16 protein-coding genes are annotated in these 16,595 nt (G+C 41.5%); 7 read left to right on the top strand and 9 right to left on the bottom strand.

Annotated elements, in window-relative coordinates; all coding sequences use genetic code 11:
* Positions 1 to 126 precede the first annotated feature (126 nt).
* From J8Z24_RS21285 to J8Z24_RS21275, 3 genes are read left to right on the top strand one after another with little or no spacing between them, the layout of a single operon-like run.
* Positions 127 to 672, top strand: coding sequence for a GbsR/MarR family transcriptional regulator (locus J8Z24_RS21285; RefSeq protein ID WP_125252941.1), 546 nt, complete (start codon positions 127 to 129; stop codon positions 670 to 672).
* Between the two features lie 16 nt (positions 673 to 688).
* The gene (locus J8Z24_RS21280; RefSeq protein ID WP_125252940.1) at positions 689 to 2,035 is read left to right on the top strand and encodes a cytochrome ubiquinol oxidase subunit I; all 1,347 of its coding nucleotides are present in this window, start codon (positions 689 to 691) and stop codon (positions 2,033 to 2,035) included.
* A complete protein-coding gene (locus J8Z24_RS21275) occupies positions 2,028 to 3,026 on the top strand; it encodes a cytochrome d ubiquinol oxidase subunit II (protein WP_176032274.1) in 999 nt (332 codons plus the stop codon). Before J8Z24_RS21280 ends, J8Z24_RS21275 begins: the two co-directional genes overlap by 8 nt.
* A gap of 77 nt (positions 3,027 to 3,103) precedes the next feature.
* On the opposite strand, the gene J8Z24_RS21270 is transcribed toward J8Z24_RS21275, so the two are convergent.
* Both J8Z24_RS21270 and J8Z24_RS21265 read right to left on the bottom strand, forming a co-directional pair.
* Positions 3,104 to 4,120 carry a lytic murein transglycosylase gene (locus J8Z24_RS21270; RefSeq protein ID WP_176032275.1) on the bottom strand — a complete coding sequence of 339 codons (1,017 nt, stop codon included), beginning with the start codon at positions 4,118 to 4,120 and terminating at the stop codon, positions 3,104 to 3,106.
* Positions 4,117 to 4,398, bottom strand: coding sequence for a YcgL domain-containing protein (locus J8Z24_RS21265; protein WP_125252937.1), 282 nt, complete (start codon positions 4,396 to 4,398; stop codon positions 4,117 to 4,119). The genes J8Z24_RS21270 and J8Z24_RS21265 overlap by 4 nt, the downstream gene beginning before the upstream one ends.
* A gap of 135 nt (positions 4,399 to 4,533) precedes the next feature.
* Here J8Z24_RS21265 and minC point away from each other — a divergent pair, with 135 nt between their 5' ends.
* From minC to minE, 3 genes are read left to right on the top strand one after another with little or no spacing between them, the layout of a single operon-like run.
* Positions 4,534 to 5,238, top strand: a complete 705-nt coding sequence (minC, locus tag J8Z24_RS21260; RefSeq protein WP_252095805.1) for a septum site-determining protein MinC — start codon at positions 4,534 to 4,536, stop codon at positions 5,236 to 5,238.
* A 5-nt stretch (positions 5,239 to 5,243) separates the two neighbouring features.
* Positions 5,244 to 6,053, top strand: coding sequence for a septum site-determining protein MinD (gene minD / locus J8Z24_RS21255; RefSeq protein ID WP_128731522.1), 810 nt, complete (start codon positions 5,244 to 5,246; stop codon positions 6,051 to 6,053).
* A 1-nt stretch (position 6,054) separates the two neighbouring features.
* A complete protein-coding gene (gene minE, locus J8Z24_RS21250; protein WP_128731523.1) occupies positions 6,055 to 6,315 on the top strand; it encodes a cell division topological specificity factor MinE in 261 nt (86 codons plus the stop codon).
* Between the two features lie 195 nt (positions 6,316 to 6,510).
* Here the strand turns inward: minE and rnd are convergent, their stop codons facing one another.
* From rnd to J8Z24_RS21235, 3 genes are all read right to left on the bottom strand, one after another.
* Positions 6,511 to 7,638 carry a ribonuclease D gene (rnd, locus tag J8Z24_RS21245; protein WP_252095804.1) on the bottom strand — a complete coding sequence of 376 codons (1,128 nt, stop codon included), beginning with the start codon at positions 7,636 to 7,638 and terminating at the stop codon, positions 6,511 to 6,513.
* A 78-nt stretch (positions 7,639 to 7,716) separates the two neighbouring features.
* A complete protein-coding gene (gene fadD / locus J8Z24_RS21240; RefSeq protein ID WP_176032277.1) occupies positions 7,717 to 9,369 on the bottom strand; it encodes a long-chain-fatty-acid--CoA ligase FadD in 1,653 nt (550 codons plus the stop codon).
* A 245-nt stretch (positions 9,370 to 9,614) separates the two neighbouring features.
* Complete coding sequence (locus J8Z24_RS21235; protein WP_176032278.1) at positions 9,615 to 10,469, bottom strand: alpha/beta fold hydrolase; 855 nt, start codon at positions 10,467 to 10,469, stop codon at positions 9,615 to 9,617.
* Positions 10,470 to 10,643: 174 nt separating this feature from the next.
* Between J8Z24_RS21235 and J8Z24_RS21230 the strand changes: the two genes are divergently transcribed.
* A complete protein-coding gene (locus tag J8Z24_RS21230) occupies positions 10,644 to 11,936 on the top strand; it encodes an alkaline phosphatase (RefSeq protein ID WP_176032279.1) in 1,293 nt (430 codons plus the stop codon).
* Positions 11,937 to 12,078: 142 nt separating this feature from the next.
* Here the strand turns inward: J8Z24_RS21230 and J8Z24_RS21225 are convergent, their stop codons facing one another.
* The 4 genes from J8Z24_RS21225 to J8Z24_RS21210 form a co-directional block, all read right to left on the bottom strand.
* Positions 12,079 to 12,375 carry a hypothetical protein gene (locus J8Z24_RS21225; RefSeq protein WP_176032280.1) on the bottom strand — a complete coding sequence of 99 codons (297 nt, stop codon included), beginning with the start codon at positions 12,373 to 12,375 and terminating at the stop codon, positions 12,079 to 12,081.
* A 43-nt stretch (positions 12,376 to 12,418) separates the two neighbouring features.
* Entirely contained in the window at positions 12,419 to 13,105 is a 687-nt protein-coding gene (gene tsaB / locus J8Z24_RS21220) for a tRNA (adenosine(37)-N6)-threonylcarbamoyltransferase complex dimerization subunit type 1 TsaB (RefSeq protein WP_176032281.1), read from the bottom strand.
* Positions 13,095 to 15,017, bottom strand: coding sequence for a DNA repair helicase YoaA (yoaA, locus tag J8Z24_RS21215; protein ID WP_176032282.1), 1,923 nt, complete (start codon positions 15,015 to 15,017; stop codon positions 13,095 to 13,097). The genes tsaB and yoaA overlap by 11 nt, the downstream gene beginning before the upstream one ends.
* Positions 15,018 to 15,726: 709 nt before the next feature.
* Positions 15,727 to 16,278 carry an inclusion body family protein gene (locus tag J8Z24_RS21210; RefSeq protein ID WP_102058090.1) on the bottom strand — a complete coding sequence of 184 codons (552 nt, stop codon included), beginning with the start codon at positions 16,276 to 16,278 and terminating at the stop codon, positions 15,727 to 15,729.
* Positions 16,279 to 16,595: the final 317 nt, after the last annotated feature.

The raw sequence follows: 16,595 nt of genomic DNA, 5'->3' as shown, positions 1-16,595 counted from the left end.
ATCACAAAAGTGGATATTAGGAGAAGGTTCACTTTTGCTCTGTTCTAATTGAGCATAATTAATGCTTGATCTAAGTCAAAGTGAACTATATATTAAAGTTTCAATAATTACTGAAAGTTTAAAAGTATGAACTTGTCACCAAAAATAGAAAATTTTGTACTCCACTGCGGTGAAATGGGCAGCCGTTGGGGTTTTAATAGAACAATTGGGCAAATGGTTGGCTTGTTGGTTATTAATGAGCAACCATTGACAGCGAATGAGATTGCAGATGCGTTAAAAATATCTCGTGGTAACGTTAGTATGGGGATCAAAGAATTACAATCTTGGCAACTCGTTAGAGTTCATCACATTCCTGGTGATCGCAAAGAATACTACTCTCCAAATGGGTCTATTTGGGATCTTGCAAACCGAGTCTTTGAAGAAAGAAGAAAAAGAGAAATAGACCCTACCCTTACTCTACTGAGAGATCAAATTCTAGATAGTGCAAACTCACCAGAAGAAGTGTATGCACAACAACAAATGCAAACGATTCACGACCTACTTGAAACCGTTACTAAGTGGTCTGCTGAGCTACAAAGGCTATCTCCAGAGCAATTACAGTCACTAATGAAGCTCGGGTCGTCAGTTAGTAAGGTAATAGATTTAAAGGATAAATTATTACGTAAGTCTTAAAAGTGCGAGGTGCGTCATGCTTGATACATTACTGTTGTCGCGAATACAGTTCGCGGCAAATATTAGTTTCCATATACTTTTTCCTACGATCACCATTGCATTAGCATGGTTTCTCGCTTTCTTTAAAATCAAGTATGACTTAACTGAGCATCCGGTTTGGTTAAGAGCCTATCGCTTCTGGGTTAAAATCTTCGCGCTTACCTTTGCGCTGGGTGTGGTTAGTGGTATTACCATGTCGTTTCAGTTTGGTACTAATTGGCCAGGGTTTATGGAGAAAGTTGGAAATATCGCGGGGCCACTTTTGGGTTATGAGGTACTCACCGCCTTTTTCATGGAAGCGACCTTTTTAGGGATAATGCTGTTTGGCATGAAGCGTGTCCCTCCTAAAATCCACACACTGTCCACTTTTATTGTTGCAATAGGCACTACACTCTCGGCATTTTGGATCTTGTCTTTAAATAGCTGGATGCAAACACCTACAGGTTTTGAGCTTAGGGACGGTGTAGCATACCCTACAGACTGGTTCGCGATTATATTTAATCCGTCTTTTGGTTACCGCTTTTTTCATATGTTGCTTGCAAGCGCATTAACTGCGTCATTTTTAATAGCAGGAGTAAGTGCTTATCGCTTACTTAAAAATGACGACAAGCATGCTCCAAAAAAAGCATTGACTGTAGCTTTAACAGTCGCAGCCCTTCTCACTCCGATACAAGCTTTTGTCGGCGATTTACACGGCCTAAATACGCTCAAACATCAACCACAAAAAATTGCAGCAATGGAAGGCGTATGGGAGACAGAAAAAGGTGCACCGCTCTTACTCTTTGCAATTCCCAACGAGGAAGAAAGGCGCAATGAATTTGCAATAGGCATTCCTAATATGGCGAGCTTTATTCTTACCCACGACGTTAATGGTGAAATTAAAGGGCTTAACGAATTTAAAGGTGAACACCCACCAGTTAAGCCCGTCTTTTTCGGCTTTAGAATTATGGTTGGAATGGGGATGCTGATGATTTTAGTCGCGTTTGTCACCCGATTTACGCTTTGGAAAAAGGGCGAGCTACCCAAGTGGCAGCTAAAAGCGCTTGTAGCGATGACCTTTTCGGGCTGGGTAGCGACTCTTGCAGGATGGTACGTCACGGAAATTGGACGTCAACCATACATTGTTAGTGGCATTTTACGGGTAGAAGATGCAGTGACCAACATCGCTTCAGAAAATGTCTTGTTCACGCTCATAGGATACCTAACGATATATGCCATATTGCTTTATGCCTATATCAGGACATTATTTCACACTGCGAATAAGTCCGTTGAAGTTGAAGAGTATGATATGAAAGAGTTTGCAGCGGAGGTATCACGTGTTTAATCCCGAATATTTATCACTAATCTATGCAGGGTTAATGGCACTAGCTATTGTGGTTTACGCTATTTTAGATGGCTATGATCTTGGGGTTGGTATGTTGATCCCGCTAGATGACAAAGAAACAGCCGATACCATGATCGCATCTATAGGTCCATTTTGGGATGCTAATGAAACATGGTTAGTCTTGGCAGTAGGCCTTGCATTTATCGCGTTTCCTCAAGCGCATAGTATGATTTTACAGGCCTTGTATATACCTGTTGTATTTTTGTTGTTCGGTTTAATCATGCGTGGTGTTGCTTTTGACTTTAGAGCAAAAGCCCGAGTTAAACGGCAAAGGCGCTGGGATAAAGTATTTAAGTTTGGCTCGTTACTGACAGCATTTGCACAAGGTTATATGTTAGGGCTCTATGTCGTAGGTTTTGACGATTCGTTGCTAGCCCACGCATTCGCGGCTTTTAGTGGAATTGGTGTGGTTTGCGCATATGGATTAATTGGCTCAGCATGGCTCATTATGAAATGTGAAGGTCAACTACAGCTAGCCGCTATAAAGTGGTGTAAGCACTTTTCTCGTGTCGCTTTCGTTGGGGTGATCTTAGTTTCTATCATCAACCCGCTCATAAATGAATGGATATATGAGCGCTGGTTTAGTTTACCGATGGCACTCATTGTGCTACCTGCACCTATAATCTGTTTGCTACTTTTTGTGGTCTTGGAAAGCGTATTGCACAAATTACCCAAAGCGACAGAAGCAGGAGCTTGGCTTCCATTCTTTATTTCAGCTTTTATCTTTTTACTGTGCTTCTTTGGTCTGGTTTACAGCTTTTATCCATACGTGGTGCCAGGAAAGCTGACTATATTTGATGCCGTAGCAGATCCCTCCGCACTCACTTTCTTATTATATGGCGTGGTTGTCGTCGTACCGACGTTAATTGCCTACACATTATTTTCGTACCGAGTCTTTTGGGGCAAGGTTCAGCCTTTGTCTTATTATTGACACTTGCATACATTAGCCCAACCAAAAGGCAGCTTGTTGGAAGCTGCCTTTTTTATAATGCTAGAGTAGCGCGCGATTTATATTTTTGGATAACCGATCCGATCAGACAAAAAGCCAACACTGGTCGCAAAATAGTAAGAGCGATTCCAGTTCATCAATGCTTTGTAGTTATCATAGGCAAGATACATACGGCCATTTGCATCGTCAGGCATTACTAATGCAGCACTAATATTAACATTCGGTAGATCACTACCATCCATTCTGCGCAGTCCAAGGGCTTGCCATTCTTGTAAAGAACGTTCTGATTTACGCCACTCTCCTAGCCACTCTTTATGTGACTTAGTACCGCGTTTTAAAATATAACTTGTGTCAAAGCCTTCAGGTAATTTCACTTGGCGACCCCAAGTTAGATTGTCATTCCAGCCAACACTTTTAAGATAATTTGCTATTGATGCAAATGCGTCTTCTTGGGTTGTCCAGATGTCTTTTCGACCATCTTGATTGTAATCTACAGCATAAGAGGTAAAAGAGGTTGGCATGAATTGCGTTTGACCCATCGCACCTGCCCAAGAACCTTTGAAGTTGTTTAGATCAATATGGCCATCTTTTAAAATATCTAATGCAGCCCATAATTGACGTTTGTATAAGGCTTCTCTTCGACCGTCAAAAGCAAGCGTCACAAGTGCGCTAATTACAGGGTAGCCACCTTGAATACGACCAAAGTTACTTTCTAGACCCCAAAGTGCGACAATAAAACGAGCTTGCACACCATATTCTTTTGCAACTTTTTCTAGCGTGCTCTGGTGTTCTTTATATAGCTTCCGCGCTCGTTGGATTTTCCATTCAGGAACACGTTTAGGTAAATATGTCTCGAGTGTTTCAACAATTTCTGGCTGTGTTTTGTCTGCCTTTATCACTTTCTCTTTGAAAGTAGCGGTAGCAAAAGCGTCATCAACTAATTGTTGAGAATAGCCTTTATCAATCGCCTCTTGCTTTAAATTATTGAGATATTCATCAAACTTAGCCTGAGTATTGGCAAAGACTGAGGTAGACAGGCAAACTGAGGCTACTAATAAGGAAATTTTTTTTATCACGTGTCTGTTACTCCATTTTGCTTTCTAAATTCATCTAACAAACTTTCAGTGTGTGGTGGAAGCTGCAAGTAAAACCCATCATCTGTTAACTTTTGCTTAACTGTGTCTAGATCCGCAATTCCTAGTTTTTCTCTTCTAGCAAGATCCACAATCATGACATAGATTGGTGTACCGAAAGTTTCCATTAAAGGTGCAGGTACGCTGGAAAAATCATCTCTTTTAGAAACAAACAGGTAGGTATCCGCTTTTTTTGGACTTTTGTATATGGCAGTGAGCATTATAAGCCTATAAATTCTTGCTAATCATTGGCGGTCACTATACCATGCTATTAGTAAGTTGTGGAAAGTTTTACTACCCGCTAAAGTCAAGTAAATAAGGCGCTAGCGGCGGTTGTAACAGAAATTTGAGTGCATATGTCAAAACAAACATTCGAACTAAAAGGAAATCTATTTACACTCTCTGTGCTACAGTTGTTTTCTTTAGATTTAACAAAATTACGACAAGAGCTAGATAGCAAAATATCGCAGGCACCAAAGTTCTTTTTGGGTGCTCCAATTGTGGTTAATTTAGCTGAAGTTCAGGAACAAAATGTAGAATTCAAAGAGTTAAAGCAGACACTAATTGATTTACAGCTCAATCCGGTAGGTGTATGTAACGGTACTCAAAGTCAACACGACTCAGCTAAAGAGGCGGGGTTTTCTGTACTAAACTATTCAAGGGATGTGCAACCGAGTATCCCTTCACAATCTCAAGCGGCTGAAGTAGTAGAAAAACAAGTGTATCTGCCAGCGCAAATTGTGAACGGAACGGTACGCAGTGGTCAGCAGATTTATGCAAAAGACCGTGACCTGATCGTACTAGGTGCGGTAAGCCATGGAGCGGAAGTTATCGCAGATGGTAACGTACATATATACGGTACTTTGCGTGGTCGAGCAATCGCTGGTGCACAGGGCCAACCAGACACCAGTATATTTTGTCAGCGCTTAGAAGCTGAGCTAGTGTCGATTAATGGGAGTTATTGGATCAGTGATTCGTTACAAGGCGAACACTGGGGTCAAGCTGCTCAAATAACACAACAAGACGAATCATTAAAAATTACAGCTTTGGTCAAAGGATAAATCAGATGGCAAAAATTATTGTCGTAACTTCGGGTAAAGGCGGTGTTGGTAAGACAACGTCGAGTGCAGCAATTGGTACAGGCTTAGCGCTAAAGGGTTATAAAACAGCCATAGTCGATTTTGATATTGGTCTAAGAAATCTTGACTTAATTATGGGTTGTGAACGCCGTGTGGTCTATGACTTTGTTAATGTCATTAATGGTGAAGCAAACCTCAACCAAGCACTCATCAAAGACAAACGGGTTGAAAAGCTATATATTCTTCCGGCCTCTCAAACCCGTGATAAAGATGCGTTGACACGTGAAGGTGTTGAGCGAGTTTTAAATGAAATGAAAGAAGACTTTGATTTCATTATTTGTGACTCACCTGCAGGTATTGAAGCTGGGGCAATGATGGCACTTTACTTTGCAGATGAAGCTGTTGTCACGACGAACCCGGAAGTATCTTCTGTACGAGATTCCGACAGAATTTTAGGTATCTTACAAAGTAAATCTCGCCGAGCTGAGCTAGGTTTAGATCCAGTAAAAGAACATTTGCTGCTAACTCGATATAATCCAGAGCGTGTTGATAGCGGTGAAATGCTCTCAGTTGATGATGTAAAAGAAATCTTAGCGATTGATTTGCTTGGCGTTATCCCTGAGTCAAAGTCTGTATTGAATGCTTCAAACTCAGGGCAACCTGTGATCCTTGACCAAGAATCAGACGCAGGCCAAGCTTATAGCGATGCAATCAGCCGTTTGTTAGGTGAAATCGTCGATTTTCGTTTTTTACAGGTCGAGAAGAAAGGTATCTTCAAACGGATCTTTGGAGGGTAATGTGTCTTTACTAGATTATTTTCGTTCAGAAAAGAAAAACAGTGCGTCGTTGGCAAAAGAGCGACTGCAAATAATTGTCGCACATGAGCGTTCCAAACGAGGAACGCCTGACTACCTGCCGCAGCTCAAGCAGGATATTTTGGATGTTATCCGAAAATACGTGAAGGTAGACTCAGATGCGGTAAATGTTCAGTTTGAGCAAAATGAAGACGATTTAGCTGTGCTTGAATTAAATGTCACACTACCTGAAGATGAAAAGTAATACCAATTTGCTTAATTAAGTGTTCTATTTTGAGGCGAGAAAATATAGTCGATAACCAGATAAAAATTTTGCTATTTGTTTGTTCTAAATGAGAAGTTTTTAACGCCGTTAGCGTCATATTTGCTCCGCCAAATTAAACAGGTATTAAGTGAAATTGGTATAAATAGAAAAAAGGGCTTTTATAGCCCTTTTTTATTACCACCAGTTCTTTAGCCTGTCTTCAAGTAGCTCAGCACGCCAGCCTAATGCTAGATCAGGTTTCATAAGTAGCTTTTTTTCTGCCTCGGATTTTTTCCACGACCAGCTAATCACTTGATTGATTTGCTTTTTAGAGGCGAAAACATCAGCAGGGATCTGGTTTTCTTTTGCGACCTCAGTGATGATAAGCTTTATTTCTTTACATGCGGCTTTATAACCTTTGAAATCAATGAGCCGCTTTACGCGTTGTGGACAATCTTGCTCGACAATTTGCTTGCCCTTTTCAATGCAAGCAAGAATTTCCTTACCCGATCGATTTACTTCCATAGGCTCAACCCCAGGCACATTACGCAAACTACCGAGTGTACTTGGACGGCGTTTGGCTATCTCAACCATATTATGTTCTTTTAGTACAAAATTAAGCGCCAAGTTTTTTTTCTCAGCTTTTGCACGTCGCCAAGCTGCCAGCTCCTTTAAAATTGCGAGATCTCTTGGCTTTAATTGCCATACATTTTTAATATCTAAATAAAGTAGTGGATCTGGTTGACGGAAGCTACGTTTTTGTGCAAGCAGCTCACTTTCTTTCAATACTATGTTAAATAGCTGTTTTTCTTCGATTTGGCTAAGGATTTGCTGAAAGCATGGTAGTAAATGAAAAACATCTGATGCAGCGTAATCTAATTGCTTTTGCGTTAATGGACGGCGCAGCCAATCTGTTCGTGATTCGCTCTTATCAATATCGACATTGCTTAGCTGTTTCACCATATTTGCAAAGCCAATGCAGTTGCCCTCTCCTAATAATTGTAGTGCAAACTGAGTATCAAAAATTGGCGATGGGATAAACCCTGCGAATTTCAAAAAGACCTCAATATCCTCTGAAGGAGAGTGAAGCACCTTTAATATATCGGTATTGGCAAATAAAGCCCAAAGCGACTGAAAGTCCATTTCAATTAATGGATCTATCAGAGCAAGATGAGTTCCATCAAATATTTGTAGTAGCGCGATTTCGGGATATAAAGTGCGACGACGCATAAACTCGGTATCAACAGCAAGTACTTTTGCGGTTGAAATTTTAGCTACAAACTCATCTAGCGCTTGTTGGCTTTCAATGATTTGATACTGCACTTTTACTCCCATGCAATTATGTGGCTAACCGGTGTAAATCGTTAGCGATAAAAAAGCCGGCAGATGCCGGCTTTTTTGTTATTCTTTTAACGCTCTACGCAGTATTTTACCTACATTGGTTTTCGGTAGTTCATCTCTAAACTCCACCAACTTTGGTACCTTATAGTTCGTTAGATTATCTCGGCAATGCGCAATTATATCTTTTTCTGTTAAAGAAGGGTCTTTTTTAACGATAAAAACTTTTACTTGCTCGCCACTTACTTCATGTGGCACGCCGACAGCTGCAACTTCAAGCACACCTTCGTGCATCGCAACAACTTCTTCAATTTCATTAGGAAATACGTTAAAGCCAGATACCAAAATCATATCTTTTTTACGATCCACAATATAGAAGAAACCATCGTCATCGTAAGTTGCAATATCACCAGTCGCAAACCAGCCATCTTTTAAACATTCAGCTGTCGCATCCGGTCGGTTATAGTAACCAGCCATTACTTGTGGGCCTTTTACGCACAACTCACCGGGCTCACCTTTAGGGGTTTCATGACCATTTTCGTCGATTATCTTAATGTCAGTACTTGGCGCTGGTAAACCTATTGAGCCGTTATACGCATCTAAATCGTGCGGGCATATAGTAACTAATGGCGCACATTCGGTTAATCCGTAGCCTTCCATCAGTTTCGATTTGGTTACTTTCTGCCAACGCTCTGCTACAGGTCGTTGTACGGCCATGCCGCCACCCAAGGACATTTTCAAGGTCGAAAAGTCGAGATCAGCAAATCCTGGTGTGTTCAATAAACCATTAAATAGCGTATTTACGCCGGTAATTGCTGTAAATGGATATTTTGCAAGTTCTTTAACAAAAGCAGGCATATCACGAGGGTTGGTGATCAAAATATTATGACCGCCGTACTTCATAAACGTTAAGCAATTCGCCGTTAAAGCGAAGATATGGTAAAGCGGTAAAGCCGTGATAACGACCTCTTTGCCTTTGTCTAACACTTTGTCCAGACAACCAGAGACTTGTTCTAGGTTAGCAACCATATTGCCATGCGTTAACATCGCCCCTTTTGAAACTCCAGTTGTTCCGCCTGTGTATTGTAAAAAAGCAAGGTCGCTAAGCGAAATATCTGGTTTGTTGTATTTTGCAGGATCTGCTGCAATTACATGCTTGAAAGGGATTGTGTTCGCCAAGCTAAAATCTGGAACCATTTTTTTGAAGTGCTTCACAACAAAGTTTACTAGGTGCTTTTTCAATCCGCCCAGCATATCGCCAATTTCAGTTAGCACAACATGTTTAACCTGCGTTTTAGGCAAGGCTTGCTCTAAAGTGTGAGCAAAGTTCGCAAGAATAAAAATGGCCTTTGATTCAGAGTCATTCAACTGATGCTCAAGCTCTCGCACTGTATATAGTGGGTTGACATTTACAACCGTACAGCCAGCACGCAGCACACCCAAAATCGTAATTGGGGTTTGTAGTAAATTCGGCATCATTACAGCAACTTTGTCGCCGCGACCAAGTTTTAATTCATTTTGTATATAACTAGCAACTGCTTTTGTTTTTTCATCAACTTGCTGATAAGTCAGTGTTTTACCCATATTCGAATAGGCTGGGTACTGTGCATAATCGGCAAAACTTTTTTCAAATAATTCAAGCAATGAGTTGTAATGCTCTGGGTCGATAGTTTCAGGCATACCCTCTGGGTAGCGCTTCAGCCAGATTTTTTCCACTCTTAGCTCCTGTGTTCTCGTTATTTTTATATTCACCCTAAACCATAAACGATGTAAGGCACTTTAACAATTGAGCAAATACTCTAAAACCGCCATGTTCCCACAATATTTGAGGATTTACAATCAAGATGCTGTTGAAACGTGGCCTTTAACGCTCATAATGGTATTTCTTTCCTTCATTAGTTTATTCTTTGAACTCCCTTTTTTATCAATAGCCAAGTATTGCGCTGTCGGTATCTACAGCTTTAAGAAACTGACACCGACCTTTGGTGTCGTGCAATTAGCTTACAGCATATTTCGGGGTTTTCCATATGGCAATGATGACCTCCTGAAACTTTTTCTATTGTTAGCGAATCAAAACATGATTTAAATAGTTGGTACTGTTTATCAATCATTGCAAAACCCTGCTCAGCCAAAATTAATAAAGTAGGTACAGGAATCCCCTCAAGTGCTGACCTTGCTTGCGTCACTGAAAAGCGAAAACCGGAGTGTTGCTTCAGTCTAGGGTCAAGAGTAAGTTGGACGCCCTGCTTATGTTGTTTGGTGTTTCTATTCATGAGTAAAGTCGCAATGTCTATGGATACATCGCTGACCTTACAACGTAGCTGTGCTAAAGTATTTATATCAGGATACACTCTGGGTGTAGATTGTTTTAGCTTATCTCGGGAATTAAAAGCGTTGATGAGTTGTTTCTTCGTTTCAGGCTCAGGCGTATTCACTATGCCAACACCTTCAATAAGGGCAAGTGATAGGCACCGTTCTGGATAACAAGCGGCAAATAGATTCGCTATCATCGCTCCCATCGAGTGTCCGACGAAATGACACTGGGCTAGCTGTGTAAGATCTAAAAAACTTTTTAGATCATAAACGTAGTCTATAAAGTAATAGAAAGCGTCCTCACTTTTCCAGTCTGAGCGGCCATGCCCCGGTAAGTCAATCGCAATGTGAGTATACAACTCTTCAGAAAACGGTTGAAACGGTAAAAAGCTGTTACTGTTATCCTGCCATCCATGGAGGTAAATGATAGTTTGCTTGCCACTGCCCCATGTTTGGTAGGCAAATGGCCCGATTTTTTGTTCTTTTATCGCATATAAAGACATCAAAGAATTCTTTTTGTGTTCATCGTTGCATCATTGATTTATTATCTTACCGTGACATATTTGAACTTACTACTTTGATTTGTAGAAAATTTTGCTCAATACAATTGGTTATTAATTTAGTAATAGTAAAGTTTAGATAAAACATTTTCTTTATGAATGTACACGGGAATAACAATGAATTTTAAGACTCGCCTTTTAGGATCAGTGATAGGAATGCTTGTTGCTGCTCCAACTGTTGCAGCTCCAAAAAACATCATTTACATGATAGGTGATGGTATGGGACCAACATACACAACCGCATATCGATATTTTAAAGATGATGCTGCAACAAAAGTTGTTGAACCAACCGTTTTTGACTCCATTTTAGTCGGCATGGCGCATACCTACCCTGATGACGACACGATTGTAACTGACAGCGCCGCTGGTGCAACGGCATTGAGCACAGGAACAAAAAGCTACAACGGCGCTATTGCGGTAGATACTCACAAAGCGCATTTAGAAACCATGCTGGAAGTTGCTAAGAAGAAAGGTAAAACAACCGCACTAGTTGCGACATCGCAAATTAATCATGCAACTCCAGCAAGCTTTGCTTCTCATAACGAATCTCGTCGCAACTACGACGAAATTGCCAATGACTATGTAGATAACAAGATAGCAGGTAAATTACCTGTCGATCTTATGCTCGGTGGTGGTACCAAATACTTTATTCGCGAAGACAGAAATTTGGTTAACGAGTTCAAAGAAGCGGGTTATCAATACGTAGACGATTTATCCAAACTTGACACGTTAAATAAAGTCCCAGCAATTGGTTTATTTGCCGAGGTCGGTCTAGCGTTTGCTATTGATGAACAGCCACAGCGCTTAACGAAAATGACCCAAACGGCACTATCGTTATTGGAAAACCAAAATGACAAAGGGTTTTTCTTAATGGTAGAAGGTAGTCAGATTGATTGGTGTGGGCATGCAAATGACATCGCTTGCGCGATGCGTGAAATGGATGATTTTGCAGAGTCAATCAAACTTGCAAAAGCGTTTGTTGACAGCAACCCTGATACTATTCTTGTTGTGACAGCTGATCACTCCACAGGCGGCTTAACTCTTGGTGCAAATGGTCAATATCGCTGGGAGCGTGATGTGATAGCCAACGTAAAGGGCTCTGCTGGTGAGATAGCCAAAGCACTCGTGGATGCAAAAGATGTAAAGGCTACATGGAAAGCTCTGACGGGGCTTGAGTATGATAGTGCGACTGAACTGAAAGTAAAAGAAGCATTGTCACAAGGGCCAAAAGCGTTGAGTACGGTCGTTAAAGAATCAATTAGCGATGCGTCGTTCACTGGTTGGACAACGAGCGGTCATACTGCAATCGATGTGCCTGTTTTTGCTCACGGTATGGGCAAAGAAAGGTTTATTGGTTCGCAAAATAACACTGCGATCGCCGATAAATTAATTGAGTTTATTAAAAAGTAACGACACCTCTGTCGGTTGCGGAGTGACTGACAAGATTTTCTCGCCTCAAAATAGACCACTTAATTAAAATAATTGGTATAAGCTTAAAAACAAATAAGGTCAGCATGTGCTGACCTTATTTACTTCAAACGCTTTAGAGGTATTACGCGTAAACCGACACCCCAATCATATTTTTAATTTCATCTCGCCTTGCTTCCGTGGCGATTGCTTTGTATTCACTAATGGCTTGCCCAGTGCGAAAATTCGGACGATCATAAATAGTAGAGCGTTGCTGCGCTTGAAATTGCTCAACGAGTGCAATGCCCTTTTCGCTGGTTTTGATTTGGGCGGTGTTGAGCTTGGCAGTATTTCCCTCTTCAATAGCAGGACTCACCGCCTGTTTAGGCTGTGGTTTTACTTGGTAAGTACCAGCTTGTTGTACTATTGAATTTAATTTCACGGCTTAACTCTTAAATACACTGTGCTTGTTTAAAAATACGCCTTTATTCTCGGCCTGGCAACTTTTTCCATGTCACCGTGTCTCGAACATATTGTGGTTGTGCTTCGGCAGCATCAACTGATAATCCATTAGTGAAGGCATCATCTGCTATAAATAGCATGTAATAGGCGTCTGGTAGTGTAATGCTATCGAGCTCCTCACAGGCAAGCTGCGAAGCAAGCTCAGGAAATGCTTGCCATCCTGTTCCAACACCTACCGCACCGCCTACACTAAAGTCTATGTTTTCGGGTTTTATTACAGTTTCTTCTGATGTCGCTTGGATAACTCTACCGTTTAGGCCATTGTACTGGCAAAGGTAAATCTCCCCCATACGCGCATCTATTGCTGAGACTACGCTATCTTTACCGGTTTCCATCCATACCTGTTGTGCCATGGCGTGTAAGGTAGAAACACCAACTAATTTTAACCCTGATGAGTATGCCAGTCCTTGTGCCACTGCGGTACTTATTCTCACTCCGGTAAAACTTCCAGGGCCGCGGCCAAACACAATACCATTAAGCTCGTTAAGGGTTATGTCGGCTTCGCGTAAAATCCTCTCCACCAGCGGCAATATTTTTTGGCTGTGCTGCTGTGGGCAAACCTCAAAATGGCGAATAAACTTGCCTTCGTAATGCAGGGCGATACTGAGTGCTTCAGTGGAGGCGTCTATGGCCAATAGGTTATTTTTCATTTTTGTCTATATTCTCTAAAAATCGAATTGCCTTGCTCAAGTCTCTAGTTCGAGACATGTTAGGCAAACTACTTAAAAACGTTTGGCCGTATTTTCTCGTAACTAAGCGATTATCGCAAATAATCAGTACACCTTTATCGTTGGCATCTCTAATTAAACGCCCAACTCCCTGTTTTAAAGCGATAACAGCTTGAGGTAATTGTATTGCATCAAAAGGCTCTAAGCCACGCATCTCAGCGTCTCTCATTCGAGCTTGCAGTAATGGATCATCTGGTGATGCGAAAGGTAATTTGTCAATCATAACGCAACTTAGGGTATCACCACGTACATCAACGCCCTCCCAAAAGGAAGCTGTGCCCAGCAGTACCGCATTACCATGGCGAATAAACTGTTCTAATATGATGCGCTTGGAAGCTTGTCCTTGCATAAATATCGGGTATTGCAATGCGGTGTTTAGCCCTTCATAGACTAAGTGCATAGCTCGATAGCTAGTAAAGAGTAAAAATGTGCGCCCTTTTGCTGCGTTGATCACTTGCTTGGCAAGCTTTACCAGGGCATGTGGCATTAAGTCATCACGGGTTTCTGGGAGATAGCGCGGCAGACAAAGTAATGCTTGGTGCTTGTAGTTAAAAGGACTTTCCACAATAAACTGTGAAGTCGGACTTAGCCCTAAGCTACGACTAAAATGCTCTAATGAATTATCAACAGATAAAGTTGCTGAAGTGAAGACAAAACTTGCCTCTGTAGTTTTTATAATGTCGGCAAATTTGCTTGAGACATCAAGAGGTGTCACGTGGATAGATAAAAACCGCCTTGTGGTTTCAAACCAATAACTAAACCCGGTTTGGCTAGTGTCAAATGCACGTTCAAACTGATTTTTAAAGCTCATCACCTTTTCAAAGGGGTGTTCTATCTTGTCACTTCTATCAAGGCAGAGCTTTAGCACTTTATAGAGAAAGTCTAAATTACCGATCACTCGGTGCATTGCATCGCAAATTGGTTTATTTGCCAGCGCCTCTCGCCAGTCACCTCGAGCACCATCGGAGCCAAAAACCAAGCGCAAATCTGCGACACTGGTTTCGAGTTTATTGAGTGTTTTACCAAGTTGTAACATATCGGGAATGTCTGAGCGGTAAATAACTCTGATATCATTGATTAGTGCCTGCAGTGCTTTGGTGCTGATGGTTTCACCAAAATAGTCACTGGCGATCTCTGGTAATTGGTGAGCTTCATCGAAAATATAACAATCAGCGGTTGGCATCAGCTCGGCAAAGCCGGAGTCTTTGACAGCCATATCAGCAAAAAATAGATGGTGGTTAATGACCACAACATCAGCGTCGGCGGCTTTTAGTCTGGCTTTTCGGATATAGCAATCTTCGTAGTCAGGGCACTCTTTACCTAAGCAATTGTCTGACGTTGAAGTGACGTAAGGTAAAACTTTTGCGTCTTCTTCGATACCGACACAATCTGCCAAGTCGCCGCTTTGTGTTTCAGAAGCAAATTTTGCCACCATAGCAAGCTGGTGCATGACATCTGGATCATCGGTTGGTACATGGCTTACATGCTGTGCTAAGCGATATGGACAGAGGTAGTTACTTCTACCTTTCAACAAAGTTACATTTTTACCACTGGTGAGTACCTTTTTTAGTGTGGGTACATCCCGATGAAATAATTGCTCTTGCAACGCTTTGGAACCGGTAGAGACGATGATTTTACCTTTGCTCTCAAAAGCTGGTATCAAATATGCGAATGTTTTACCTGTGCCGGTACCAGCTTCCGCGACGCATTGGCCGCCACTTTGTAAGGTTTCTTCCACTGCTACGGCCATATCAATTTGTGGCTGCCTTGGTTGATAGCCTGGGAAGTGCTGGGCTAAAGGCCCCGTAGAAGAGAAAGTCGTAGATACAGCCAAAGTAATGTAGTTTACAAACAGACAGGTCGCGAAATTGTATGTGGCTAAGCACCAAATCGCAAGTAATCATTCAAAACCAGCATACCGACACCGACAATGATTGCCTTCAATTAAAAGTTGCGGTGATTAGCTGAAGAAATGGTAAACAAGCAAATGAGGAGAAGCGCAGTGCTTAAATAAAATGCTAAAGCAGCTATACTATCAGGAAAACACAGGGGCTAACGCGAGCACAGACAGACCTACAACGAATCAAGCTATAAGGTTCTTTACTGATTTATACGGCATGTTATTTCTCCAGTGTAAAATGGTGAACGGTCAGGTTAAATTAGCTTTGGCTTGACGTGGTGGCTACTGGCCCTAGTGAAATTTGTTGAGCATAAAGATTGAGGGAAAAGCCGTGCTAGTTAACCTGAGCTGCGGATAATTAATGCCTTTCTAGCAGCCAGTTTTAGCGCTAACTGCGTTGAATTCACTTCCAATAGCCAGCTATTGGTGCGTAAATTCGCCTTGCCTACAGGATGTAGGTACCTTAGCGAGAGCAGGACGCGGAAGCGGTGTTTCCCTAAAACTCTCTGGCTAGATAAGGAGAAAACTAAGTTGTGCTTTAGCAACAATGAGTTGGAACATTCCTTATCCAAACCTCAGGTTAGTTAGCTACACGGCTTAAATATGTACAAAATAAGTCTATTTTGGTCAACAGTTACTTTGCTCAGCTAACAGTGATGGTTGGATCCCATTGATAATATCCTAAAAGCGACTGGCTTTGACCATCTGAACTAAGCGTATATAACGCAAACTGAACTTGAAAGTTTTCAGTGCCTGAGTTTCGCACCTTAGAATCCAGCGTCATAAAGTTTGTGCTTACATGCGCCGCTGGTAAACCATTATTGTTGCCGGAATTAACATTTGGAACTGCTGCTTCAGTGCGATTTACGCTGTTAGTCACAAACGTGTTAAATACCTGAGTACCACCAAATTGTTTGATCCCGTAGATAATCACTGCATCATCGGCGTTGCCGTAAATCGACGTGCCGCTAAAGGAAACATTGTCCCCAGCGTTTGCTCTAAAGTTTAGTACCGCGGTACCTTGTCCACTAACAATACCTCTGGGATCTGAAGCAATCATAAACTCACTGTTATGATCTATAGGTGTGGGATTATTTTGGTCTTGGCTTGGGTGGGGATAATGCGCTTTCACGTACTCTGTATCAATAACAATGAGCACATTAATGCTTTCTGAAGATGCTTCTAATGTTGACATGACATTCCTCTCCTATCGGATGAAATTTACAAGAAATTAGTGATCCCTCTCTTGTGGCGTCCTGCACATTCACCATATGATCGAATCACTTTCGTTCATTTAAGTCAAAATGGATTTACCGGCTAGAATTTTTATCCTAGCCACCATTTCGCTTATAAACATAGGCGTGATAATGCTAGATTTGAATTACACGGCATTACACTTTTATAAACAAAATGGCTTATTTTTTTAATGTGGTTGGAGGTGGCGGTTACTAACTTTTTGAAAGGCGGTAGTTTTTCTGGTCTAAGTATTGCGAAGACGAAAAATATCTTTAC

It is taken from the genome of Pseudoalteromonas sp. SCSIO 43201, from assembly GCF_023716725.1.
GTDB lineage: Bacteria > Pseudomonadota > Gammaproteobacteria > Enterobacterales > Alteromonadaceae > Pseudoalteromonas > Pseudoalteromonas peptidolytica.
The sequence above is the reverse complement of the archived record's forward strand: the minus strand, read 5'-3'. Positions and strand labels throughout refer to the sequence as shown.

What these genes read in the sequence shown, in the direction of transcription:
- J8Z24_RS21265 (WP_125252937.1), bottom strand. Translation starts at nt 4,398, where the DNA reads ATGCTCACTGCCATATACAAAAGTCCAAAAAAAGCGGATACCTACCTG.
- J8Z24_RS21280 (WP_125252940.1), top strand. Translation starts at nt 689, where the DNA reads ATGCTTGATACATTACTGTTGTCGCGAATACAGTTCGCGGCAAATATT.
- J8Z24_RS21235 (WP_176032278.1), bottom strand. Translation starts at nt 10,469, where the DNA reads ATGTCTTTATATGCGATAAAAGAACAAAAAATCGGGCCATTTGCCTAC.
- minC (WP_252095805.1), top strand. Translation starts at nt 4,534, where the DNA reads ATGTCAAAACAAACATTCGAACTAAAAGGAAATCTATTTACACTCTCT.
- minD (WP_128731522.1), top strand. Translation starts at nt 5,244, where the DNA reads ATGGCAAAAATTATTGTCGTAACTTCGGGTAAAGGCGGTGTTGGTAAG.
- J8Z24_RS21230 (WP_176032279.1), top strand. Translation starts at nt 10,644, where the DNA reads ATGAATTTTAAGACTCGCCTTTTAGGATCAGTGATAGGAATGCTTGTT.
- tsaB (WP_176032281.1), bottom strand. Translation starts at nt 13,105, where the DNA reads ATGAAAAATAACCTATTGGCCATAGACGCCTCCACTGAAGCACTCAGT.
- J8Z24_RS21210 (WP_102058090.1), bottom strand. Translation starts at nt 16,278, where the DNA reads ATGTCAACATTAGAAGCATCTTCAGAAAGCATTAATGTGCTCATTGTT.
- J8Z24_RS21285 (WP_125252941.1), top strand. Translation starts at nt 127, where the DNA reads ATGAACTTGTCACCAAAAATAGAAAATTTTGTACTCCACTGCGGTGAA.